Below are 23,488 nucleotides of genomic sequence, written 5' to 3'. Positions count from 1 at the left end.
GCAGGCGCAAGGGCAGGGGCCAAGTCGAGGTGAAGATAGCGCGCATTTCGGCGGATCTCGCCTCCGCTTTGGACATGGTAGCGCGCGCATCGGCGGCGTGACCCGCGCATAAGGGCACCGGGTCGATATCAAGCCGCAAAGGGCAGCCGTGACGCGTTCCTTATCATCCCCGCCCGAGTGTGCCACGACGGCTGGGGCCGCGACGGGCGTCATGGCTGCCCCCGAAAGGTCCGATTTGCATCGGGCTGATTCGCTTGAGGAACTGCAGGCTGAGGCGGCGGAGACGATCCGGCGCGAGCTGTCGCGGCTGACCGCGCTGCTTCGGCGGCACTTCAGCCAGGGCGGCGCGGAAAGCCTGCTGCCCGCGCTGGCCGACACCAGCAACACGGAGGCAGCGGCAGGTGCGCGCGCCTTCCTGACCCAGATCCGCACCCTGGCCGAAGGGCTGGAGGCGGATGCCCGGCGGTGGGCAGACTCGGCGCCCACCGCCGGCGCTTTCGCCGATTTCAGGCGCGAGGCGCTGGCGTTGCTGGCGGGGGTCGAGGACCAGATCGCCTAGGTAGGCAAGTAGGGGAGTTGCTGCAAAGCGCGGCCGCGGGAGCACCTGCTGGCTGAGCTAGCTCCGGCTACCCAATGCGCTCGCCGCTTCGTTGACCAGTTCGGCAATGATCGCGGCGACGGGTTCTTCGCGTTTGACCATGCCGACCGATTGCCCGGCCATGACCGAACCGCTTTCGATATCGCCGTCGATCACCGCGCGGCGCAGCGCTCCTGCCCAATAATGTTCGATCTGGAGCTGGGCTTCGGTCATGTCGAGCGCGCCGTCGTCGAGCGCGTTGGCGATTTCACGCTGTTTCGCGGCGAAATTCTCGGTCTCGCGATTCTTGAGCGCGCGGACCGGGATGACGGGCAGGCGCGGGTCGAGCTGGACCGAGGGAACGGCGTCGCGGGCCGAGGCGCGCAGGAACGCCTTCTTGAAATTGGCGTGGGCGATGCTTTCGGTCGCGCAGACGAAGCGGGTGCCGAGCTGGACCCCGACCGCGCCCATTTCGAGATAGGCGGCGATCGCCTCGCCGCGGCCAATTCCGCCGGCGACGAACACCGGCACATCGGCGGCGATTTCGGGGAGGATTTCCTGGGCGAGGACCGAGGTCGAGACGGGGCCGATATGGCCGCCGGCCTCCATGCCTTCAATGACGAGGGCGTCGGCACCGGAACGGCGCAGTTTCTTGGCGAGCGACAGGGCCGGGGCGAAGGCGATGAGCTTGGCGCCCGAGGCCTTGATCCGGTCGATCGCGCCGCCGGGGGGGAGGCCGCCGGCGAGGACGACGTGGGTCACCTGGTGCCTGGCGCAGACGTCGATTAGCTCGCTCAGCATCGGGTGCATGGTGATGAGGTTGACCCCGAACGGCTTGGCGGTGAGGGCTTTGGTCGCCTCGATCTCGCGGTCAAGCAGGTCGGGGGTCATCGCCCCGCAGGCGATCACGCCGAAACCGCCGGTGTTGGAGATGGCCGAGACGAGGTTGCGTTCGCTGACCCAGCTCATCGCGCCGCACATGATCGCGACCTCGCAGCCGAGGAAATCAGTGCCGCGCTTCATCAGTTCGGCCAGGCGGGTGGTGCCTTTCCCGGATGCGTGCATGGCGCGCGGTTCGGCGATCAAACCCTCTCCGCTCATGCTGCGGCTCCGGCGATGGCGGCGGGGGCATCGAGCCCGAAAGCGGTGTGGAGGACGCGGACGGCGAGCTCGGTGTAATCCTCGCTGATCAGCACGGAGACCTTGATCTCGCTGGTCGAGATGGCGACGATGTTGATCTGGCGTTCGGCCAGCGTGTCGAACATCCTGGCGGCGATCCCGGCGTTGGAGCGCATGCCGACCCCGACCACGCTGACCTTCACGATGTCGGTGTTGGTCAGGATTTCCTCGAACCCGCCGGTCTCCCTGACCCGGGCGAGCGCGTCGACGCTGTGCGCCAGGCTGGCCTTGGGGACGGTGAAGGTGACTTCGCTCTTGAGGCCGGCGCGCGGGGCGGACTGGACAATCATGTCGACGTTGATGTTGGCGTCGGCCAAGGCACGAAAAATCGCCGCCACGGTCCCGGGGCGATCAGGAAGCCCGATCAGCGTGATGAACGCCTCGTTTCGGTCATGCGCGATGCCGGTGATGATATTGCGTTCCATGAGGCTTCCTTCGTCCGCGACAATCATTGTGCCCGGCAAATCTTCGAATGAGGAAAGGACTTGAAGCGGCATGCCGAAGCGCATCGCCAGCCCGACCGAGCGGGTCTGCAGGACCTTGGCGCCGACCGAGGCGAGTTCGAGCATTTCCTCATAGGTGACGACGTCGAGTTTTTTCGCGCGCGGCACGATGCGCGGGTCGGTGGTGTAGACCCCGTCGACGTCGGTGTAGATGTCACAGCGGTCGGCCTTCGCCGCGATCGCCAGCGCCACGGCCGAAGTATCCGACCCGCCACGGCCAAGCGTTGCGAGCGCACCGTCGGAAGTGACACCCTGGAACCCGGGGATGACCGCAATGCCGTTATCGTCGAACACGCGGTCGAGGACGGCGACGTCGATCCCGTCGATCAGCGCCGAGGCGTGGCCCGAGGCGCGGATCGGCAACTGCCAGCCCATGTAGCTGCGGGCGTTGAGCTTCATTCCCTGAAGCGTCATGGCGAGGAGGCCGGCGGTGACCTGCTCACCCGAGGCCACGACGACGTCATATTCGCGCGGGTCGTAAAGCGGGGCGGCTTCCTTGCACAGTTGCACCAGCCGATCGGTCTCCCCGGCCATTGCCGACACGACAACCGCAACCTGATTGCCATTGGCGACCTCGCGCCTGACGCGGTCGGCAACGTGGCGGATCCGCTCGATCCCGGCCATCGACGTGCCGCCGAATTTCATCACGATGCGGGGCATAGGGGGCGAGCGGTCCTTGGGTTGTCGGCGGCGCCCTGTTAGGAGGGGCGGATGAGCGAGACAAGTATCGTAGCGCGAGAAGCGGCGCACTTCGGATCGATGGCGGGCGACTGGTGGGATCCGGACGGCGCGTCGGCGATGCTGCACAAGTTGAACCCGGTGCGGCTGGCCTATGTGCGCGACCGGATCGACCAGCACTGGTCACTTGATGAATGCAAGCTCAAGCCATTGGCAGGCAAGCGCGCGCTCGATGTCGGGTGCGGGGCGGGGCTGCTGTGCGAACCGCTGGCGAGACTGGGGGCGCAGGTGACCGGGGTCGATGCAGCGCCCGAGCTAATCGCGGTGGCGGCGGCCCATGCGGAGGCGTCGGGACTGGCAATCAATTATCGATCCGTCGGGGTCGAGGCGGTCGAGGGGGTGTTCGACCTCGTTACCTCGATGGAAGTGATCGAGCATGTCGCCGACCCGGCGGCATTCGTGCACGCGCTGGCGGCGCGGGTCGCGCCGGGCGGGCTGTTGGTGATGTCGACCCCCAACCGCACTGGCCTGTCGAAGCTGCTGACGATCACACTGGCGGAGGGGTTCGGGCGGATCCCACGCGGCACTCATGATTATGACAAATTCATCGGTCCCGATCGGCTGGGCGAGCTGCTCAAGGCGGCGGGAATGATCTGCTGCGACGTCAAGGGGATCGCTTTCTCGCCGACCCGCGGTCTACATCTGAGCGAAGATCTGCGGCTCAATTATCTGGTTGCGGCGAAGCGGGCCGACGCGGCCTGACAGGGTGCGCCCGGTCAGGCCGGGACGGACGCCCGGCGCGGATGGTCGGCGAAGCGGTTGATCAGCCAGGTGCGGAACACCGAGATGGCGGGATCGGCGAGGTCGTCGGCGTGGAGTTTAAGATAATAGCCATAGCCATCGTCGATCGACATGACGAACGGCATGACCAGTCGTCCGTCGGCCAGTTCCTGCGCGAACATGTCGTAGTCGCCAAGGAAGACGCCATTGGCCGCCATCGCATATTGCGCCGCGGCGATGGCGGTGTCGAACGCCAGCCCGCCCTCGGTCGGAATGGCGAGCGTGCACTGGCGGGCAAAGGTCGCCCACAACAGGTCGCGCGGTTCGTCATCGAGCTTGACGTGAAGCAATTCTTGCCCGGCGAGGAAGTCGGCAAGCGACGAGCCCGCGCAGTCGCGTGCAGTCTGGGGCGAGCATAGAGGCGCGACGCGGACATTCCACAACAGGTCGGTGACTCGATCGTCGACATTGGGCCGGTCGAACACGATCGCCATGTCGAGGTTGGTCGCGGGAAGTCCGGTGACATGCGCGCTCGACACGTCGATGCGGATGTCGGGATGCTCGCTTTTGAAATCACGAAGCATCGGCAGCGCAAGTTGCTGGAGCAGCGAAGGCGGGATGTGGATCCGGAGCGCCCGTTTGGCGGTATCGTCGTCGCGGATCCCGTTCATCGTCTGCTCGAGCCGATCGAGGCATTTCCGGACGACCGGAAGCAGTTCCTCGCCCGCCGCAGTCAGGGTCAGCTTGGGCGTGTCGCGGTGAAACAGCTGCTTGCCGAGCAATTCCTCGAGCCCGATGACATGGCGGCTCATCGCGCTTTGCGACACCGACAGCGCGGCCGCCCCGCCGGTGAAACTGAGGTGCTGCCCAACCGCGTCGAACGCGCGCAGGGCGTTGAGCGGGAGCCAGCGACGATTGATCGAGCCACGATTTGAGATAGCACGGCCCCTTTCCCCGGTACGCGGCGTGCATGATCCGCGCCACCGGCACAGGATGCAAGCGACTATCCGTGTCCATCGCCCGATTTGGCAGCGCCAATTCGCTATCGCCCAATTTGACATGGGCGTATCAAATAATGGGATTATCGGCAGCGGCGATCCTCGTCCTATCAGTGAGGCTGTTCACCAGGAGGGGCGCCTTGATGGATCTTGGCCAGATTCGCGGCAGTTTTGAGGCTCGTCAGGTCGGCCACAGCCTGCCCCAGGCGCTGTATAATGATCCAGCGGTGTTCGCGTTCGACATGACGGCAATCTATGCCACCAGCTGGCTGATGGCCGGGTTCGAAGTCGAACTGCCCAAGCCGGCAGGCTATCTGGCGCTGATGATCGGCCAATGGCCGGTGATCATCATCCGCGACAAGGCTGGGGAGATTCGGGCCTTTCACAACAGCTGTCGCCACCGCGGATCGATGCTGTGCGCGGCGGGATCGGGATCGGTTCCCAAGCTGGTCTGCCCCTATCATCGCTGGACCTACAACCTTGACGGGTCGCTGTTTTCGGCGGGGCGGATGCCTGACGATTTCGAGAAAGCCGATCATGGGCTCAAGCCGATCGGCCTAGAGATTGTCGCGGGCGTGATGTTCATCTGCCTGGCCGACGAGCCGCCCGCCTTTGACGAGTTCAGGACCCGGATGACGGCCTTTGCCGAGCCCCACAATTTGAAGGACGCCAAGGTCGCGTTCGAAAGCGTGCTGGTCGAACATGCCAATTGGAAGCTGGTCATGGAGAATGCCCGCGAATGCTATCATTGCGGCACGGGACACCCGGAGCTCGCCGCTACCTTCCCGGTCGGCATGTCGAAACATTTCGATTTTGGCGAGGAAGGCCTTGCCAAGCAATTCGAAGCCGCGATGGGGAAGCATGGTTTCGACCTTGGTCCGGTTGAGGGCGATTGGTGGCAACTCGCCCGGTTCCGCTTGAACGACGGAAGCCTGACGATTTCGATGGATGGGAAGCCAGTGGTCGGCAAGCTGATGTGCGAAGCCAATGGCGGCGACATCGGTTCGATGCGATGGGCGCTCGATCCGCATTGTTTCGCGCACGCCACGGGCGACCATGTGTTCATGTTCAGCGCCATGCCGATCGGCCCCAATGAAACGCACGTCCTCGGCAAATGGCTGGTCCACAAGGACGCGGTCGAAGGGGTCGATTATGACCTCGACCGGTTGACCGAACTATGGACGCGGACGAATTTGCAGGACAAGGCGCTGGCCGAGAATAACCAGCTCGGCGTCAACAGCCTGGGCTATACGCCGGGGCCTTATTCGCAGGAGGCGGAGATGCTCGCACAGCGGTTCGTCGACTGGTATTGCGACAAGGCCATGGCATATCTTGACGCCCATGCCGGCTGATCCGCCGCAGGGGCTTCGTCCCGAAACGCTCGCGGTCAGCCACGGCTATGATCCCGCCATGGGAATGGGCGCGGTCAAGCCGCCGATCTTCATGACCTCGACCTTCGTCTATCCTTCGGCGCAGGCGGCCAAGGATGTTCACGAGGCGTTTTTCGAGGGCACCGGCCCGGCAGTCGGAGCGACCAACCACATCTACGCACGGCTCGGCCATCCGGGGCTCGACATGCTCGAGGCGCGGCTGGCGGCAATCGACGGGGCCGAGGCGGCGGCGGCGTTTTGCAGCGGCATGGCCGCGCATTCGACAATTGCCCTCGCCCACGTCCGGCCCGGGGACAGCGTGCTTCACGGGCGGCCAATCTATGGCGGCGTGGATATGCTCTACAACAGGTTTCTGCCGCAATTCGGCGCGCATGCGGTGGCCTATCTCGACGGGACCGATGACGCAGGGGTACGGTCCGCCGCCGAGGCAGCGCTGGCCAAGGGTCCGCTGGCGCTGATCATCGCCGAGAGCCCGGCCAATCCGACCGCCGCGATCGTCGATCTGGCGTTGATGGTGCGAATTGCCGACGAGGTTGGCAGCAGGACGGGGCGGCGGCCGCTGGTGGTGGTCGACAATACGCTGCTCGGGCCGTTTGCGCAGCGGCCGATCGAACATGACGTCGATTTGTGCATGACCTCGCTGACCAAATATTGCGGCGGGCACAGCGATTTGCTGGCGGGCGGGATCACGGGTGCCAAGACACTGGTCGATCCGCTGCGCCAGCTGCGCACGACGCTCGGCAATCACCTCGATCCGCACACGTCGTGGCTGCTGATGCGATCGCTCGAGTCGGTTCATGTTCGCACAGAGCGGGCGATGAGCAATGCCCGCGCAGTGGCTGATTATCTGCGCGATCACCCCAAGGTCGCGGGGGTTACCTATCTTGGCCATCTCGCCGAGGGATCGCGGCAGCGCGCGGTTTATGACCGGCAGTGCAAGGCGGCGGGATCGACCTTCTCCTTTCACCTCCATGGCGGCGAGGACGAGGCGTTTCGGATGCTCGACTGCCTCCGCCTGATGAAGATGGCGGTGAGCCTGGGCGGATCGGAGACGCTGATCTGCCATTCGGCGAGCACCACCCATTATGCCGTCGCTCCCGAGCAGCGGCTGGCGGGGGGCATTACCGACGGCACGATCCGCCTGTCGGTGGGGATCGAGCATGTCGACGATCTGATCGCAGATCTTGGCCAAGCATTGGATGCGGTATGATGGAGCTCAATTTCAACGGCACCGACATTTGCGCGATCAACGGCACGCGCAGCCCGGCCGAGGCGCATTACGACATCGTCGTGGTCGGCGCCGGGCCGAGTGGAATTGCCGCCGCGATCGAGGCCGCTGAGAGCGGGGCGTCGGTCCTGTTGGTCGACGAAAATCCGGTCTCGGGCGCGCTGATGGGCAATGACGTGCCGCTTTATTTCGGCGGACGAATGACTGCGGCGACGCAGAACAGCGACCGCATGCTCGAGGCGATCTTCATGTCGATGCCCGCGATTGAGACCGCGATGGACGCGGGGGTTGAGGTTTTGCTCGGGACGACCGCGTGGGGGGTCTATCGCAACGGCCCTGGGGTCGCGAGCCTGCCCGAGCAGCTGGTCGGGCTGGCCGACGGCGAGCGATCGTGGATGGTCTCGTTCGGCGGGATCGTGCTGGCAACCGGCGCGCGCGACCTGGCGATGGCGTTTCCCGGGTGGAACCAGCCCGGCGTAATGGGCGCGGCGGCGTTGCAGATGCTGCTGAGCCGCTATGACGCCTTTGCCGGGCGGCGAGTGCTGGTGCTGGGGTCGCATGATCTGGCGCTCGAAACGGCGCTGCTGGCGCACGAGCGGGGGATCGAGATCGCAGCGCTGGTCGAGGTGCGCGATGCGCCGCAGGGCAGTGCCGAGTTGCTTGCCAGGGTCGAAGCCGCCGGGATCGCGATCCGATGCGGGCAGGTAATTACCCTTGCCAGGGGTGGGGTCGACGGCGTCTCGGGCGCCACGCTGTCCGGCGGCGAAGAGGTCGTATGCGACACGATCTGCGTCGCGATCGGGCTAATCCCATCGATTGAACTGGTCGACGCGATGCACGGCGCGCGCGCACTCAGTGTCACGCGCGGCGGCTATATTCCCTCTAGCGAGCCGACTGTCTCGGCCGTCGGCGATTGCGCGGGGCTAGCCGACATCGGCTTCGACCATATTGCCTATCGGATGGAGTGGATGCGCGGCCTGTCGGCGGTCAGCGCGCCCGACACGATCATCTGCCAATGCGAGGAGGTCACGCGGGCCGACCTGATCGGAGTCCAGCCGCCCAACTATCTCACCCGACCGCCGGCAATGTGCGCGCGCTCGCTCGAAACACTGATCGCCGACGGCCCGCCGCATCCCGACCAGGTCAAGCGGCTGACCCGCGCCGGCATGGGCGTGTGCCAGGGCCGCCGCTGCCGCGACCAGGTCGCGATGCTGCTGGCGATCGAGGCCGACAAGCCGTTCGGCACCATCCCGCTCGCCTCGCACCGCGCCCCGGTTCGTCCGCTGCCGCTCAAGATCATCGCCGACTGGCATGAGACCGAGGCGATGACCGCCGCGTGGGACGTGTGGTTCGGCATCCCGACGCAATGGGTTCCGGTCCAGGACCTTGGCACGGTCCACGAGGAAGAACATCGCCAGATGCTCTACACCGGAATGTACGAATGAGCGGGTCGGAGGTCGTCATCGTCGGCGGCGGCGTGACCGGGCTCAGCGCTGGTTGGTGGCTGGCGCGGTCAGGGGTCAAGGTGACCGTGATCGACAAGGGCATCGTCGGCTGGGAAGCGTCGGGCCGCAACGGCGGCGGCGCATCGCATTACCAAAGCCCGCTATTCGACGAAGAGCATCGGCTGTGGCCACAGATGGACGAGCTGCTCGGTTATCCGACCGAACACCAGCGCGAACGGATCATCATTGCCATGACCGAGCGCCAGTGGGAGCAATATCGCTTCGTCGCCGCGCGCCACCATCGCCTTGGCCACCCGGTCGACCTGCTCGATAGCAAGCAGGTCCAGGAGGCGGTGCCGCTGGCCGGGGAGAAGAGTTTCGGGGGAGTCCATTATCGCTTCGGCGGCCATGCCAATCCGCAGCGCACGGTACAGGCCTATGCCTGGGCGCTGCAGGACCTCGGCGGAACGATCGTCCAGCATTGCGCGGTGACGGGGTTCGACACGGCCGGGGGGAAAGTGACCGGGGTCAGGACCGCCAACGAAACCCATGGCTGCGATTCGCTGGTCATCGCGGCGGGCCCGCAAACCGACCGGCTGACCGCGCAGCTGGGGGTCGAGATCCCGCTCGCCGCCGCCCGCGCCGAGATGATCATCACCGAGCCGGCGCCGATGATGAAGATCGGCGGGGTCGACGGGCACAAGCTGTACGGCCGCCAGACGATGCGCGGAAACCTTGCCTATGGCGGCGGCCCGCACGAATGGGTCGATATCGAGGAGGGCGGTCCGGTGGCGCGTCCGTCGACCCCGCTGATGCGCAACCTCGCCTCGCGCCTGGCCGAACTGCTGCCCAAGGCGGCGCATCTCAATGTCATCCGCAGCTGGGCGGGGGTGATCGAGAATACCCCCGACGGGCGCCCGATCATCGACCGACTGCCCGGTTCCGACAATGTCGTCGTCGCGACCATGTCGGGGGTCGGTTTCGGCCTGTCGCCGGCATCGGGCCACGCGATTCGCGACCTGGTGATCGACGGCGTCTGCTCGTTCGCCGATATTGGCATCCTCGGCCTTTCGCGCTTTGCCGACCTTCCCGCCGACTGGCGCCAGGAGCGTGGGTGGCTGCCGATCACATGAACCGATATTCGGCGCTTGGTCTGGTTCGCGGTGCGCTGGGGGGCCACAAGCATTGGCAACCCGCGTGGCGCGATGCCGAACCCAAGCCGAGCTATGACATCATCATCATCGGCGGCGGCGGGCATGGGCTGGCGACCGCCTATTACCTCGCCAAGGTCCACGGCATCCGCAATATCGCGGTGCTCGAAAAGGGCTGGATCGGCGGCGGCAATACCGGCCGCAACACGACCATCGTGCGCTCCAATTATCGCCTCGCGCCGCTCCATGATTTGTTCGAATTTGGGCTCAAGATGTGGGAGCATCTAAGCGATGAGCTCAACTATAATGTGATGTTCAGCCCGCGCGGGGCGATGTTCCTGGGCCACTCGGATGCCGACATGACGCGGCTTGCCGAGCGCGGTGACGCGATGCGCTGCAGCGGGATCGACGCCGAGCTGATGACGCGGGACAAACTGGCCAAATTCGAGCCCCTGCTCGACCTGTCGCGCAGCGCCCGCTTTCCGATCGAGGGCGCACTGATCCAGCGGCGCGGGGGCACGGCGCGGCACGATGCCGTCGCCTGGGGCTATGCCCGTGCGGCTGACGGTCTGGGCGTCGACATCATCCAGAAGTGCGAAGTCACCGGCTTCGTGCGCGATGGCGATGCGGTCGTGGGGGTCGAGACCACACGCGGACGGATCGGCGCGGGGCGGGTTGGGATCTGTGTGGCGGGCAACAGCGGCCATGTCGCCGGGCTCGCCGGGCTCAGGCTGCCAATCGAATCGCAGACCTTACAGGCAATGGTCACCGAAGGCGTCAAGCCGATGGTCAACAGCGTCATCATGTCGCAGTCGATGCATTGCTACATCAGCCAGTCGGACAAGGGCGGGATCGTGTTCGGCGGCGATCCCGACAATTGGCCAAGCTATGCCCAGCGGGGCATCCCGATGGTGATGGACGGCGCGATCGCACAGGGGATCGCGCTGATGCCCGCACTGTCGCGGCTGCGGATGGTGCGGACCTGGTCCGGCGTCACCGACATGAGCTTCGACGGCGCGCCGATCATCGGCGAGACCCCGGTCAAGAACCTCTTCCTCAACGGCGGCTGGTGCTATGGCGGGTTCAAGGCGACCCCGGCATCGGGCTGGACCTATGCCCACACGCTCGCGACCGGCAAGCCGCATGCGCTCAACGCGCCATTTGCGCTCGACCGTTTCCGCCGCGGCGACACCATCGACGAGACCGGGACCGGCCCGATGCCGAACAGCCGATGATGCAGATCGACTGCCCCCATTGCGGAAAGCGCGCGCAAGGTGAGTTTACCTACGAGCGCACAGTCGATTCGGTCGTGTCGCTCGACGCTTCGCCCGATGCGGCGATGGAGAGCCTGTTCACCCGCGCCAATCCGCGCGGGCTTGACGAGGAGATATGGCGCCACACCTTTGGCTGCCGCGCATGGCTCGTGCTGACCCGTCATCGGGTGAGCCATGTGATCGAGGCGGTCCGCGCGGTCGGGCCCGAGGCGCTGCCATGAGCGGGCCATCGCGCGTCTCCGGTGACGAGACTTTGTCCTTCACCTTCGACGGGAAGCCGTATCGCGCGCGCCTTGGCGACACGCTCGCGGCGGCGCTGCTGGCCAACGGCATCGGCCTTGTCGGGCGCAGCTTCAAATATCATCGGCCGCGCGGGATCATGACCGCAGGGGTCGAGGAACCCAATGCGCTGGTCACCGTCGGCGAAGGCGGACGGACCGAGCCCAACACCCGCGCGACCGACGTGTTTGTGTATGACCGGCTGGTCGCGAAGAGCCAGAATAGATGGCCGAGCCTGCGCTTCGATGCCGCGGCGGTGATCGGGCTAGTGTCGCGATTTCTGCCTGCGGGATTTTATTACAAGACCTTCTTCGGCTCGGCCAAGCGGTGGATGGTCTATGAGCATTTCATCCGCAAGGCGGCGGGTCTGGGCCCGGCACCGAACGAGGCCGACCCCGATCGCTTTACGCAGCGGGCGGCGTTTTGCGATGTGCTGGTTGTGGGAGCTGGGCCAGCCGGGCTCGCGGCCGCACTCGACGCCGCTGAGGCGGGCAAGCGGGTCATCCTCGTCGAGCAGGACCGCATCCTCGGCGCCTCACTGATCCGCGATCCGCAAGCCCTCGACACTGCGTGGATCGACGCGACCGCAGAACGCATTCGCGCGGCGGGTGGGCGAATTCTTACCCGGACAACCGCGTCGGGCTTTTGGGACCATGGCTTCCTCACGCTGAGCGAGCGGCTCGCCGAGCCGGGGCAAGTCCCGCCGAATGGGGTTGCGCAGCGGATGTGGCATGTCCGGACCGGAGAGGTCATCCTCGCCACCGGAAGCATCGAGCGTCCGGTCGCTTTCGCCCAGAATGACGCGCCCGGCGTGATGCTGTCGCAGGCGGTTCGCACCTACATCGCGCGCTTCGGGGTGCTGCCGGGCAAGCGCGTGGTGATCGCGACCAACAATGACGACGGCTATGCCACCGCGGATGCTGTCACCAATGCGGGCGGAAAGGTGATTGCCATCCTTGATGCACGCCCGGCCGGCGAGGGTGGCGAGCAATCGCAATTCCCTGTCTATCACGACGCGGTGCCGGTCTCGACCAAGGGCACGCGCCATCATTGCTCGAGGGTCACTGCCCGCGTTGGTGGTGTACAACACAGCTTCGACATCGACCTGCTCGCCGTGTCGGGCGGCTTCACCCCGGTCGTCCACCTCCACATGCAGGCCGGCGGCAAGCTCGACTGGAACGACGCCGCACAGGCGTTTGTGGCAGGGGCATCGCCGCAGAACGTCCGCACCATCGGCGGCGCGGCCTCACCCGCCCCGGTCTTCACCACCGCGCCCGCAGGCGACCCGCGCAAGTCGTTCGTCGATTTCCAGAATGATGTGACCTTGGCCGACGTCGACCTTGCCTGGGCCGAGGGCTATCGTTCGGTCGAGCATCTCAAGCGCTACACGACGCTGGGCATGGCGACCGACCAGGGCAAGCTTGGCAACATGGCCGCGCTTGGCCGGCTTGCGGAGCGCCAGGGCGTGGCGATCCCGGAGGCGGGGCTAACGACTTTCCGGCCGCCCTATACGCCGGTGACGATGGGGCTGCTCGCCGGGGCAGGAGCGAAGGACGGTGGTGCGCCGGTGCGGCGGCTCGCCCTCCACGACCTGCACCAGGCGCATGCGCCGCTGTGGCAGCCACTCGGCTATTGGTATCGCCCGCGCGCCCATCCGCGTGGCGGGGAAACCCTGGCGCAAGCCGCGCTTCGGGAGGCGAAGACGGTGCGCACCAATGTCGGCGTGACCGATGTCTCGACCCTCGCCAAGTTCGAAGTGACCGGCCCCGACGCCGCCGCATTCCTGGAGATCGTCTGCGCGACGAACGTCTCGAAACTGGCGGTCGGGCGCGGGCGCTACACCTTCATGCTGCGCGAAGACGGGTTCGTGTTCGACGACGGCACGGTATGGCGGCTGGGCGAGCAGCGCTACCTGCTGACCAGCTCGACTGGCGGCGCCGACCGCATGGCGACGCTGATTTCCTATGTGCGCCAATATCTCTGCCCGCGGCTGCGTGTTTCTGTGGTCAATGTGCAGGAACATCATGCCGGGATCGCGGTCGCCGGCCCGAGTGCGAAAGCGGTGCTGGCGGGCCTGATCGGGGAAGATCCGCCGCGTCACATGTCGACGATTGCCGCGACGATTGCGGGGCTTCCGGTGCTCGTCCTCGCGGCCAGCTACAGTGGCGAACGCGCGTTCGAAATCTATGTCGAGGCGACCTGCGCCGGTACGGTCTGGACTGCATTGGAGGCGGCGGTGACCGCGCAAGGCGGCTGCCTCTACGGCATGGAAGCGATGGAATTTCTGCGCATCGAGAAGGGCCATCTGGTGGTCGGCGGCGAGATTGACGGGCGGCTCACCCCGCATGACCTCGCGCTCGACAAGATGCTCAACAAGGCGGGTGGTTTTATCGGAGCGGCCGGGCTCCAGCGGCCGGCGCTGGCGTCATCCGGCCGCCGCCAGCTTGTCGGGCTGGAAGCGGTCGCGGGCTGGATACCCGAGGGCGCGATGCTCATTACGCGCACCGGCGATAAGCCGCAGGGCCATGTCAGCGCCGCGGGGCGGGACGTCCTTGGCGGCGGTTCGCTCGCGCTCGGTCTGCTCGAAGGCGGGTTCGCCAGAACCGGCGAGGAGCTGGTCGCGACATCTCCAACGCGCGGGCAGGAAGCGCGGGTGCGCGTCGTCGCGCCGCATTTCTACGATCCCGCCGGGGAGCGCTATCGTGACTGAGGTGACGATCACCGCGCTGCCCGCAGCCCCGCTCCACGCGCTCGAAATCTGGAGCAATGCGCCGGCCGTCGCCAGGCGATTCGAGGCCGCAACCGGTTTTGCCCTGCCGCGCCTCGGCACGTCGGGCGGGTCCGATGCGCTGTGCCTGATCCGCTTCGAGCCAACCGTCTGGCTGGTCGAAGGCAATGCGAGCGGGCTTGCCCGGATCCTCGGCGAGGATGGCGCGGTGACTGCGATCGGCGGCGGTATCGTCCGCGTTCGCCTGTCAGGCCCCGGCTGGCGTACGCTCCTGATGGAAGGCGGCATGTTCGACGCCGAATCGCCCGCATTTGCGCCGGGCTGCAGCGCCGCGACGATCATCGACCATGTGGCGGTGCGGCTGTATGTCGTCAGCGACGAGGCGTGCGACGCCTATGTGCCCGCCAGCTTCAGCGCGGGGCTGATCCACTTCTGGCAGCAGGCCGCCGCGACGCTAGTCGCCTAATCGTCGAGCATGACGCCCGCGTGGCGCAATATCATCCCGCGGGCGTGGCGCCGCTGGAAACCTTTCCACAGCGTCACGCCAGCACCGCCAGGGCTGAAAGCGCTCCACGCGGTCATGGCAGGCGCATTCCACACGCCGTCGTCGCTGTTCGCGACGGGCACATCGAGATAGGTCGCCATGTCGGCCTTGGCACGCAGGTGGAGGTCGAGGAAGGCGGTGATGAAGTGGAGGTTGATCGCGTTGATGCGGTCCTGCCGCCAGATCGGATCCTCGAACCAGTCCATGTCCCAAACGCTGCCGTGCATTTCGGTCGGAGCGGGATTGAGCGCGATGGCGTGGCCCGCCTGGCGATAGGTCAACAAATAGCGGTCCGAATGCACCGCGCCCGCGAACACTGCCAGCGCGCCGGTCCGGTAATCGACGACGGGGTCGGCATCGCCCTGAATTAGCAGCAGCGGCGCCCTGATCGCGGCGAGGCCCGCCGCGCCCCACGCACTGGTCGGCAAGCCGCCAGCCGGGGCGAGCGCGACGATCGCCTTGACCCCGGGCACCACGATCTCGCCCGCGCCCGGCTGTCCGCGCGCCACTTTGCTGAGCCAGCCGCCAGCGACCAGCGGCATGTTGGGGCCGGTGGGATCGAGGCTCGCCCCGCCAGCGGTCAGCACGCCATAGCCGCCCTGAGAATAGCCGATCAGCGCGACCTGCGCCGGATCGATCTGGCTGCCGAGCATCGCGCGCAGCCGCGCCGCAACGAAGGCGATGTCCCGGGGCCGGTTATAGTTGGGCGCCGCGCGAACGCCCGCCGGGACGATATAGGGGTCGGGATCCTGATGATGGATCCCCGCGACAACATAGCCCTTCGATGCCAGGTTTTCAGTCAGCCAGATCATCACCGCGGGTGCATTGCTATAACCGTGGCTGAGGATCACCAGCGGATGGCCGCGGCCGACCGGCGTTGCGCCCAGCACCGCCAACCCGACCTGGGTGAAGCCGACCGGCGGGCGCGGCGGCTCGCCGAACAGCGTGCCGTGATAGGTCACGGGCCTGGCCCCGCGAGATAGCGTCGCGGGATACCAGATATCGACGACCAGCTTGCGGTCATGAAGCGGGATGGCTGCCTTTGGATCGCCCGCCTCGAGCATCGGCTGGGCGCGGTGGACCAGGGTCAGGGTCCGAAACGCGACGCCGCTCGGCCCCATCGCCGCGAGCTGGGGCGCATCGACACCCGGCACGCTCGGCGGTCGGGCCGATGAATTCGGCTGGGCCATGGCGGGGCCAGCAACCGCAAGCAGCGCCAGGAAACTAAAGGTAATCCTCACCGCGTGCGCCCCTTGTTCAGTCGCGGAAGACGACGGTCTTGTCGCCATTCAGGATCACTCGACCGTCGAGGTGGAGCCCGACCGCGCGCGACAATACCCGCCGCTCGATATCGCGGCCTTTGCGGACCAGGTCCTCGGCGCTGTCCGAATGGCTGATCCGCTCGACATCCTGTTCGATGATCGGGCCCTCATCGAGGTCGGCGGTGACATAATGGGCGGTGGCGCCGATCACCTTGACCCCACGCGCATGCGCCTGATGATAGGGCTTGGCGCCCTTGAAGCCGGGCAGGAAGCTGTGGTGGATGTTGATGCAGCGGCCGTCAAATCTGGCTGACATGTCGTCCGACAACACCTGCATGTAGCGCGCCAGGATCGCCAGTTCCGACCCCGTCTGGGTAAAAATCTCCCAGATGCGGGCTTCCTGCGCGGCCTTGTCGCCCTTGGTGACGGGCAAATGGTGGAACGGGATGTCGCCGAGGTCCAGGCCGCCGAAGCTTTCGCGTGCATGATTGGAGATGATCGCGGTGACGTCCATCTCCATCTCGCCGATCCGCAGGCGGTAGAGCAGATCGACCAAGCAGTGGTCGAATTTCGAGACGAGGATCAGGACCTTGCGGCGCTGGCTGGTCTCGCGGACGAGCCACTTCATGTCATATTCGGCGGCGAGCGCGTCGAACCCGACCTCGTTCGCATCGGCAGGAAGCCCGAACGCTACGCGCATGAAGAAGCGGTTGGTTTCGGGATCATGATATTGGTTGGAATCGCGGATATTGCCGCCAGCCTCGAAGATCAGCGTCGACACGCGCGAGACGATCCCCGGTCGATCTTCGCACGCCAGGGTCAGGATGAAGTTACGGTCGGCCAAGGTCGCTCTCTCTTGCGGTCACTGAGTACAGAAAAAGATCAGTTATTCGTGGAACGCAAACAGTGCGAGGCCAAGCCACCGCGTGGATCGGGCGGTCGCTATTCTGCCCTGGCCTCGACCAAGGGAGTGACATCTCCCAGTGCCATCGCTGCATGCATAAAAGCGATATCCCGGGGGCATTTTGATATGATGCTGGGCGCCAAGATAATGCTTAGCTCCTGTTCTCTACCAGTCGTGGCGACGGTAAATTTTCTTACCAATCGCTGAAAATTGGTCATTTGCTTCCATGAGGCGATCTCAACAGTCTCGATCGATTACGGCAACAAATATATTGGCCTTCAAGGCCAGGCGAATTCCGGGGGGAAAGTCATGAAGAACAGTTGGAAACTATCCACAGCGATCCTTGCGCTGCTCGCGATGGAAGCCGCCGGTTCACCTGCGCTGGCCCAGCAGGCGGCGCCACCTCCGGCTCCTACCCCTGCGGCCGACAATGGCATTCCTGAAATCATCGTGACCGCGACCCGCCGCGAAGAGTCGGCCAACCGGGTGCCGATCGCCATCCAGGCGCTGAGCGGTGACTCGCTGGGCAAGCTCAACGTCACCAACTTTGAAAAGCTGGTCGAATACCTGCCCAATGTGCGCACGGCGTCACGCGGGCCGGGGATCTCATCAATCTATATCCGCGGTCTGGCCACCGATACTGCCGGTGCCCAGATCCTTGGCGTTGCCGGGGTCCAGCCCAGCGTCGGGCTCTACCTCAACGATGCGCCGGCTTCTACTCCGGGCCGCAACCTCGATATCCACGCGACCGACCTCAACCGGATCGAAGTCCTGGCCGGTCCGCAAGGCACCCTGTTCGGGGCAAATGCGATGGGCGGCGTGGTGCGCTACATCACCAACAAACCCGACCTCGCCGATTTCCATGCCGGAGCTTCCGGCAATGCCGCCGCCACCAAGGGCGGTGCTGCCAGTTTCGGAGCCGAAGGGTTTATCAACGTCCCGATCGTCAAGGACAAGCTGGGGGTCCGCCTGACGTTCTACAGCGATCATCAAGGCGGCTACATCGACAATGTTGCCGGAACGTACCGGATGCCGTGGGATCCGGGTGGCGCGGGCCGCTTGCCAACCGGCAATCCGCTGCTGGTTCAGCAGGCAATCCAGTCGTGCGTCGGCGTGCTCAATTGCGTGGCGACGGCCACCGGCACCAGTGGCGGCTTCAAGGTGCCGCTGCGCCGGTCGATCAGCAACAATGCGTTCATCGAAGACAATTACAACGACGCCAATTACAACGGTGGACGCGGCGCGATAACCTACAAGGTAAACGATGACTGGTCGCTCGAAGCGATGTCGATGTATCAGGAGCTCAAGACCAACGGCGTGTTCGACTATGCACCGGGGGTCGGCGACCTGAAGGTCCAGCAATATGGCCCGAACACCCTGAAAGACACGATCAGCCTGTCCACGCTGACCCTCAAGGGTCGGTTAGGCATTCTGGATATGATCTATACCTCGTCCTACCAGGATCACCATTCGGTGCAGCAGGCCGACTATGCGAAATATGCCAACATTGGCCTGTTCATGCCCTACTACAACTGCGATCGCGGTGTGTACTACGCGGGTTACGCCAACTCGGCCTCCAACGGCCAGACCTGCTATTCACCGGCCAACAGCTACAAGGTCAACGATCGCAACCGCCGCTGGACCCAGGAATTCCGCGTCAACACCCCTGCCGACAAGCGTGTGCGTGGGACGTTTGGTTTATTCTATGACGTCAACCGCATTTACGACGTGACCCAGTGGAACTACGTCCTTCCAGATGCCGGGTTCGTTTACAACCTCGCGCCAAACCCTGCGGTCAATCAAGAGATTAAGGCAGGCGTTCTGCCCGGCGCGGGCTTCGTCAACACAATCTTGCGGCGCGACCGCCAGTACGCCGTCTATGGCGAAGCTTCGTTCGACATCGTTCCTGACAAGCTGATCGTGACGGGTGGAGCACGATACTACAACGAAAAGGCGGGCATGTATGGCGGGTCCAGTACAAGCTTCGTCGGCGGAATTCGCCAGAACTGCAGCGCGGTCACGACCGATCCCGCGACCGGTCTGACGAGCTGTGTTTACACACCTCTTGCCACACCGCCGACTGTTCTTGGTGCCAGTTCGGTGCTCTCCAGCCGGCTCGCCGGGATCAACCCGACGACGTACACGGGAGTGCTGTTGAAGGCTAACCTGACCTACAAGATCAATCCGAGTTCACTGGTCTACGCTACTTTTTCGGAAGGGTTCCGCCCCGGCGGCTTCAACCGCAAAGGCTGTAACAGTGCGAGTGGGTCGGGCGGTCTAACTGCGGCCGCCTGCTCGGCCAATCGTTCCTATGCTCCCGATCACGTCAAGAACTACGAAATCGGCGTCAAGTTGGGGCTGTTCGATCGGCGGCTTCAGATCAATCTTGCCGCATATGTCATCGACTGGCGCGATATCCAGATCGCGGCGTTCGACCAGAACATATCGAACCAGACCTTTGTGAGCAATGCGGCCAATGCCCGAATCCACGGGATCGAGGGGGATATTACCGCGCGGCCCATTTCGGGCCTGACGATCGGCTCCGGCTTCTCGTATAATGATAGCAAACTGACCGGTTGCTCCTCGGGCGCGGTCGCCCAGACATTGTGCGCGCAGGGTGTGATCGCTCCGGTGGGAACCGCGCTCGCGCTCAGCCCCAAATTCCAAGGCAATATCCGCGTCCGTTATGAATGGGAGACGGGTTCGGGGCTCAAGCCGTTCATTGCCGGCGGGGTTCACTATGTTGGCAGCACGATCACCTCTGACCTTGTCAACGCCAACATTCTGTATGGTTGCGCCTCGCCCTATACGAACTGCGGGGTGAATTCGACCATCAACGGTGTCACTGTGCATCCGGGGGATTCGATCACGAACTTGCAGAACCTGTTCACCCAGCCTTCCTATACCACCTTCGAAGCCTCGGTCGGGGTCAGCAAGGACAATTGGTCGCTGACGGTTTACGGTGAAAACCTGAGCGACGCGCGGCCGCAGCTGTTCACCAGCGCGAATGACGGTGAAAAGCGCGTCACGACCTCGCGCCCGCGCACGATCGGGCTGCGTGTGTCATACAAGATGTGACGAAGGCTCGCCCGGTCTCAAAAACTCACGGGCAGAGACCTTCGGGTCGGGCGAGGGCAGCGCGTAATTGCGCTGCCCTCTGTCGCAACCGGCCCAACTTGGGGATTGGATAATTGGCGCAGTCCGGCCAGATTGACCGAATGGAAACCGACAAGACAACGTATCGCACGCCATCAGGCGCGCCAGACGAAGCGGAACGACTGGTCGAAGCTGCTCGGTCCGATCTGCAGCGCGGCAAACTGGGCGATGCCGAAGGCAAGTGCCTCGACGCGCTGCGCCAGATGCCCGATCACCATGAAGCGCTTTACCTGCTGGCGGTGATCCAGCGCTTTTCCAAGCGGCCGCTCGAATCCCTGGCGAACATTGCCAGGTTGATCGATGCCGATCCCGGCAACGGACGCGCCTATCAGGAACGCGGGCATTGCCTGCGTGCACTCGGGCGGACCGATGACGCCCTGGCCGCGTTTCAGGATGCGGTTGCCTACAATAGCGGATTGCTCGCGAGCTGGCGGGTCTTGGCGGATATGCACGAGCGCGCCGACCGCAAGGAAGCCGCGGGCTTTGCCCGGCAGCAGTGCGCCTTTCTGGAAAGCCTGCCCGACGAACTTCAGGCAGTGATCCGGCTGATCCAGGAAAATCGTCTTCGCAAGGCAGAAAACCTGTGCCGCGCTTACCTTCAGCAGCATGGCCACCACACTGAGGCGATGCGCCTGCTCGCCGAAATCGGCACCAAATTCAATTCCTATGACGAGGCCGAATTCCTGCTCGAATCGTGCATTGTGCTTGAGCCGGATAATACCAACGCCCACGTTGACTACGTCAACGTGCTGCACAAACGACAGAAATTCGGTGAAGCGCTGGAGCAGGCGCAGGTGCTGCGGCGCAAGGCTCCGGGCAAACCGCAGTTCGACCTGCTTTATGCCAACCAGAGCCTTGCGGTCGGTGAATTCGATGAGGCTGTGGGGATTTATCGTACGCAGCTCGGCGAGATGCCGAATAATCCGACGCTGCACCTGTCAATCGGTCACGCGCTCAAGACGGTTGGCAAGCAGGCCGAGGCGATCGACGCCTATCGCGGTGCCTACCGCGTCGCGCCAGATTTCGGTGACGCTTACTGGAGTCTCGCCAACCTCAAGACTTACCGCTTCGAAGAAGCCGAGATCGAGGGCATGCGGGAGTATGAAGCTGCCAGCACGACCAAGCTCGTCGATCGCTACCACCTGTGCTTTGCGCTGGGCAAGGCATTGGAAGATCGGGGTCAATATGCGGAATCGTTCGATTACTACGAACGCGGCAACCGGCTGAAGCGGGAAGAAGTCCGCTACGACTGGACGCGGATCGACAAGGAAATGAAGCTTCAGATCGAACATTGCACTCCGGCCTTGTTTGCAGCCAACCAGGGGTCGGGCTGCCGCGCGCCAGACCCCATCTTCATCGTCGGCCTGCCGCGCGCCGGATCGACCCTGCTCGAACAGATCCTCGCCTCGCATTCGATGGTCGAGGGTACGATGGAGTTGCCCAATATCCTGGCGCTGGCCCACCGCATCGACGGCCGCCGCCGGATTGGCGAGGAGGCGCGCTATCCAGCCAATCTGGCTGAGCTGACCGCCGACGAGCTGACCGGCTTCGGCGAGGCCTATGTCCGCGACACCGCGATCCACCGCAAACTCGGCACGCCCCATTTCATCGACAAGATGCCCAACAATTTTCGCCACATCGGGTTGATCAGCCTGATCCTGCCCAACGCGAAAATCATCGACGCGCGGCGCGATCCGATGAGCTGCTGCTTCAGCGGCTTCAAGCAGTTGTTCGCCGAGGGGCAGGAGTTCACCTACGGTCTCGAGGAAATTGGCCATTACTATCGCGGCTATGTTGACCTGATGGCGCATTGGAACGACGTGCTCCCCGGCCGGGTGCTCCGCGTCGACTATGCCGACGTCGTCGGCGACCTCGAAACGCAGGTCCGCCGGATCCTCGATCATGTCGGCTTGCCGTTCGAGCAGGCCTGCCTCGACTTTCATCAAAGCGAGCGCGCGGTGCGCACGCCAAGCTCCGAACAGGTCCGCCAGCCGATCTTCACCAGTGGGCTAGACCAATGGCAACATTACGACCCCTGGCTGGCGCCGCTGCGTGCCGCGCTGGGGCCCCAAGCGGAAGCACATACTCCTTAAAAAGGGCGCGGACATGGCGACGACGACGGCGACGATCCCGACCACCGATGACCATTCGATCGGCCAGCGCTGGTATGTCCTGATCATCATGATGATGGTCTACGCCATCAACATCGCCGACCGCTATGTCATGTCGACCGTGCTGGAGCCGATCCGGGTCGAACTTCACCTGACCGACGGCGGTATCGCTTTCCTCACCGGGGTGTCGCTCGCGTTGTTTTACGTGACGCTCGGTATCCCGCTGTCGTGGGTTGCTGACCGATATAACCGGCGCAACCTGCTCGCCGGGTCGCTTGTCGCTTGGTCGGCGATGACCGCGCTGTGCGGCTTGTCGCGCGGCTATACCCAGCTGCTCCTCGCACGGATCGGCGTCGGGGTCGGCGAGGCGGGGGGTACGCCTGCGTGCAACTCGATCGTCGCCGATTATTTCCCTGCCAGCCGCCGCCCGATGGCGATGACGGTGTTCGCACTAGGCGCGCCGATCGGGGCGTGGATGGGAGCCGACATGGCGGGCGCGGTCGCCAACGCCTATGGCTGGCGCGCGGCGTTCCTGGCGCTTGGTGTCCCTGGGGTGATCGTCGGTGCACTCGTCTATTTCACCGTTCGCGAACCCGTCCGCGGCCGGCTTGACGCGCACAAGGATGATGCCACCCCGACGATGGCCGACACGCTGCGCTTCCTGTGGAAACAGAAGGCGGCGTTCCACCTTGTCATGGGCGGCGGCGTCTCGGCTTTCTGGGGCTGGGGCCTGATGTGGTTCACCCCGACCTTCCTCCAGCGCAGTTTCGACCTCAGTGTCGGCGCTGCGGGCGCGGTTGTCGGTCCGATCCACCTGATTGCCGGAATTGCCGCGTCGTTGTTTACCGCCTGGTTGCTGGCCCGTCCTTCGTTTGTTGATCCGCGCCGCATCCTGTGGCTGCTCGCGGGGGTCACCGCCGCCGCGACCATCCCTTCGTTCATCGTTTACTACACCCACTCGCTACAGACCGCGACGATCATGCTGTGGATCTTCATCCCGGCGATTTATTTCTACATCGGCCCGGCGATGGCGCTGATTCAGAACCTTGCCCCGTGCAAGATGCGCGCGATGTTCATCGCCGTTTCACTGCTTTCGGCCAATGTCCTCAACCTGATTGTTGCGCCGCAGGGGGTGGGTTGGCTAAGCGACTATTTCGCAGGGCCCGGCGGCCCGACGGCGGCGTCGCTGCGCATGGCGCTGCTGATCCTTGCCCCGACCGGTTTCTGGGCGGCGTGGCATTACTGGATGGCCGGCCGGACGATCGTCGAGGATCAAAAACGCGCGGCAGGAGCGCTGTGA

The 23,488-nt window shown here is 64.7% G+C and carries 18 protein-coding genes and 1 pseudogene; 14 read left to right on the top strand and 5 right to left on the bottom strand.

Translation table 11 applies throughout. The annotated features are described in order from the left end of the window. Positions 1–211: 211 nt before the first annotated feature. Positions 212–559, top strand: coding sequence for a hypothetical protein (locus U1700_RS02345; protein WP_332749787.1), 348 nt, complete (start codon positions 212–214; stop codon positions 557–559). A gap of 57 nt (positions 560–616) precedes the next feature. On the opposite strand, the gene U1700_RS02340 is transcribed toward U1700_RS02345, so the two are convergent. Continuing rightward, the gene (locus U1700_RS02340; protein WP_443025895.1) at positions 617–1,600 is read right to left on the bottom strand and encodes an NAD(P)H-dependent flavin oxidoreductase; all 984 of its coding nucleotides are present in this window, start codon (positions 1,598–1,600) and stop codon (positions 617–619) included. Positions 1,601–1,674: 74 nt separating this feature from the next. After that, a complete protein-coding gene (locus U1700_RS02335) occupies positions 1,675–2,919 on the bottom strand; it encodes an aspartate kinase (RefSeq protein ID WP_332749785.1) in 1,245 nt (414 codons plus the stop codon). A gap of 51 nt (positions 2,920–2,970) precedes the next feature. Here U1700_RS02335 and ubiG point away from each other — a divergent pair, with 51 nt between their 5' ends. Then, the gene (gene ubiG, locus U1700_RS02330) at positions 2,971–3,699 is read left to right on the top strand and encodes a bifunctional 2-polyprenyl-6-hydroxyphenol methylase/3-demethylubiquinol 3-O-methyltransferase UbiG (protein ID WP_332749784.1); all 729 of its coding nucleotides are present in this window, start codon (positions 2,971–2,973) and stop codon (positions 3,697–3,699) included. A 14-nt stretch (positions 3,700–3,713) separates the two neighbouring features. Here ubiG and U1700_RS02325 read toward each other — a convergent pair whose 3' ends face one another. Next, on the bottom strand, positions 3,714–4,607 hold the full coding sequence (locus U1700_RS02325) for a LysR substrate-binding domain-containing protein (protein WP_332751103.1): 894 nt from the start codon (positions 4,605–4,607) through the stop codon (positions 3,714–3,716). Positions 4,608–4,858: 251 nt separating this feature from the next. On the opposite strand from U1700_RS02325, the gene U1700_RS02320 reads away from it, so the two are divergent. Genes U1700_RS02320 through U1700_RS02285 form a run of 8 tightly spaced genes read left to right on the top strand, consistent with a single transcriptional unit; the run spans position 4,859 to position 14,677 of the window. Continuing rightward, complete coding sequence (locus U1700_RS02320; protein WP_332751101.1) at positions 4,859–6,067, top strand: aromatic ring-hydroxylating oxygenase subunit alpha; 1,209 nt, start codon at positions 4,859–4,861, stop codon at positions 6,065–6,067. Next, positions 6,057–7,316 carry a cystathionine gamma-synthase family protein gene (locus U1700_RS02315; protein ID WP_332749782.1) on the top strand — a complete coding sequence of 420 codons (1,260 nt, stop codon included), beginning with the start codon at positions 6,057–6,059 and terminating at the stop codon, positions 7,314–7,316. Before U1700_RS02320 ends, U1700_RS02315 begins: the two co-directional genes overlap by 11 nt. Further along, complete coding sequence (locus U1700_RS02310) at positions 7,313–8,779, top strand: FAD/NAD(P)-dependent oxidoreductase (protein ID WP_332749779.1); 1,467 nt, start codon at positions 7,313–7,315, stop codon at positions 8,777–8,779. The genes U1700_RS02315 and U1700_RS02310 overlap by 4 nt, the downstream gene beginning before the upstream one ends. Beyond that, positions 8,776–9,912, top strand: a complete 1,137-nt coding sequence (locus U1700_RS02305) for an NAD(P)/FAD-dependent oxidoreductase (protein ID WP_332749777.1) — start codon at positions 8,776–8,778, stop codon at positions 9,910–9,912. Before U1700_RS02310 ends, U1700_RS02305 begins: the two co-directional genes overlap by 4 nt. Continuing rightward, a complete protein-coding gene (locus U1700_RS02300; protein ID WP_332751099.1) occupies positions 9,909–11,165 on the top strand; it encodes a sarcosine oxidase subunit beta family protein in 1,257 nt (418 codons plus the stop codon). Before U1700_RS02305 ends, U1700_RS02300 begins: the two co-directional genes overlap by 4 nt. Continuing rightward, a complete protein-coding gene (locus U1700_RS02295) occupies positions 11,162–11,425 on the top strand; it encodes a sarcosine oxidase subunit delta (RefSeq protein ID WP_332749775.1) in 264 nt (87 codons plus the stop codon). Before U1700_RS02300 ends, U1700_RS02295 begins: the two co-directional genes overlap by 4 nt. Then, positions 11,422–14,193: an FAD-dependent oxidoreductase gene (locus U1700_RS02290; protein WP_332749773.1), complete on the top strand. Its 2,772-nt coding sequence runs from the start codon at positions 11,422–11,424 to the stop codon at positions 14,191–14,193. The genes U1700_RS02295 and U1700_RS02290 overlap by 4 nt, the downstream gene beginning before the upstream one ends. Further along, positions 14,186–14,677: a hypothetical protein gene (locus U1700_RS02285; RefSeq protein ID WP_332749771.1), complete on the top strand. Its 492-nt coding sequence runs from the start codon at positions 14,186–14,188 to the stop codon at positions 14,675–14,677. The genes U1700_RS02290 and U1700_RS02285 overlap by 8 nt, the downstream gene beginning before the upstream one ends. Here the strand turns inward: U1700_RS02285 and U1700_RS02280 are convergent. Then, complete coding sequence (locus U1700_RS02280; protein ID WP_332749769.1) at positions 14,674–15,996, bottom strand: alpha/beta hydrolase family protein; 1,323 nt, start codon at positions 15,994–15,996, stop codon at positions 14,674–14,676. The two genes, U1700_RS02285 and U1700_RS02280, sit on opposite strands and share 4 nt — an antisense overlap. 16 nt (positions 15,997–16,012) lie before the next feature. After that, complete coding sequence (gene purU / locus U1700_RS02275; RefSeq protein WP_332749767.1) at positions 16,013–16,861, bottom strand: formyltetrahydrofolate deformylase; 849 nt, start codon at positions 16,859–16,861, stop codon at positions 16,013–16,015. 369 nt (positions 16,862–17,230) lie between these two features. On the opposite strand from purU, the gene U1700_RS02270 reads away from it, so the two are divergent. The 4 genes and pseudogenes from U1700_RS02270 (at position 17,231) to U1700_RS02255 (ending at position 23,488) form a co-directional block, all read left to right on the top strand. Beyond that, positions 17,231–19,999, top strand: coding sequence for a TonB-dependent receptor (locus U1700_RS02270; protein ID WP_332749765.1), 2,769 nt, complete (start codon positions 17,231–17,233; stop codon positions 19,997–19,999). Between the two features lie 140 nt (positions 20,000–20,139). After that, positions 20,140–20,499, top strand: a pseudogene (locus U1700_RS02265) (tetratricopeptide repeat protein); the annotation flags it as partial. 489 nt (positions 20,500–20,988) lie between these two features. Beyond that, positions 20,989–22,170 carry a sulfotransferase family protein gene (locus U1700_RS02260; protein WP_332751097.1) on the top strand — a complete coding sequence of 394 codons (1,182 nt, stop codon included), beginning with the start codon at positions 20,989–20,991 and terminating at the stop codon, positions 22,168–22,170. A gap of 13 nt (positions 22,171–22,183) precedes the next feature. Next, the gene (locus U1700_RS02255; protein ID WP_332749763.1) at positions 22,184–23,488 is read left to right on the top strand and encodes a spinster family MFS transporter; all 1,305 of its coding nucleotides are present in this window, start codon (positions 22,184–22,186) and stop codon (positions 23,486–23,488) included.

This window comes from Sphingomonas sp. RB1R13, assembly GCF_036663775.1.
Lineage (GTDB): Bacteria > Pseudomonadota > Alphaproteobacteria > Sphingomonadales > Sphingomonadaceae > Sphingomicrobium.
Note: the sequence above shows the minus strand (reverse complement) of the source record. Positions and strands in the feature narration are given on the sequence as shown.

Bases quoted from the DNA above. Each gene is read 5' to 3' on its own strand.
- U1700_RS02300 (WP_332751099.1), top strand. From the start codon at position 9,909: ATGAACCGATATTCGGCGCTTGGTCTGGTTCGCGGTGCGCTGGGGGGC.
- U1700_RS02290 (WP_332749773.1), top strand. From the start codon at position 11,422: ATGAGCGGGCCATCGCGCGTCTCCGGTGACGAGACTTTGTCCTTCACC.
- U1700_RS02345 (WP_332749787.1), top strand. From the start codon at position 212: ATGGCTGCCCCCGAAAGGTCCGATTTGCATCGGGCTGATTCGCTTGAG.
- U1700_RS02335 (WP_332749785.1), bottom strand. From the start codon at position 2,919: ATGCCCCGCATCGTGATGAAATTCGGCGGCACGTCGATGGCCGGGATC.
- U1700_RS02255 (WP_332749763.1), top strand. From the start codon at position 22,184: ATGGCGACGACGACGGCGACGATCCCGACCACCGATGACCATTCGATC.
- U1700_RS02340 (WP_443025895.1), bottom strand. From the start codon at position 1,600: ATGAAGCGCGGCACTGATTTCCTCGGCTGCGAGGTCGCGATCATGTGC.
- U1700_RS02260 (WP_332751097.1), top strand. From the start codon at position 20,989: ATGCCGAATAATCCGACGCTGCACCTGTCAATCGGTCACGCGCTCAAG.
- U1700_RS02310 (WP_332749779.1), top strand. From the start codon at position 7,313: ATGATGGAGCTCAATTTCAACGGCACCGACATTTGCGCGATCAACGGC.
- ubiG (WP_332749784.1), top strand. From the start codon at position 2,971: ATGAGCGAGACAAGTATCGTAGCGCGAGAAGCGGCGCACTTCGGATCG.
- U1700_RS02320 (WP_332751101.1), top strand. From the start codon at position 4,859: ATGGATCTTGGCCAGATTCGCGGCAGTTTTGAGGCTCGTCAGGTCGGC.
- U1700_RS02305 (WP_332749777.1), top strand. From the start codon at position 8,776: ATGAGCGGGTCGGAGGTCGTCATCGTCGGCGGCGGCGTGACCGGGCTC.
- U1700_RS02270 (WP_332749765.1), top strand. From the start codon at position 17,231: ATGAAGAACAGTTGGAAACTATCCACAGCGATCCTTGCGCTGCTCGCG.
- U1700_RS02295 (WP_332749775.1), top strand. From the start codon at position 11,162: ATGATGCAGATCGACTGCCCCCATTGCGGAAAGCGCGCGCAAGGTGAG.
- U1700_RS02315 (WP_332749782.1), top strand. From the start codon at position 6,057: ATGCCGGCTGATCCGCCGCAGGGGCTTCGTCCCGAAACGCTCGCGGTC.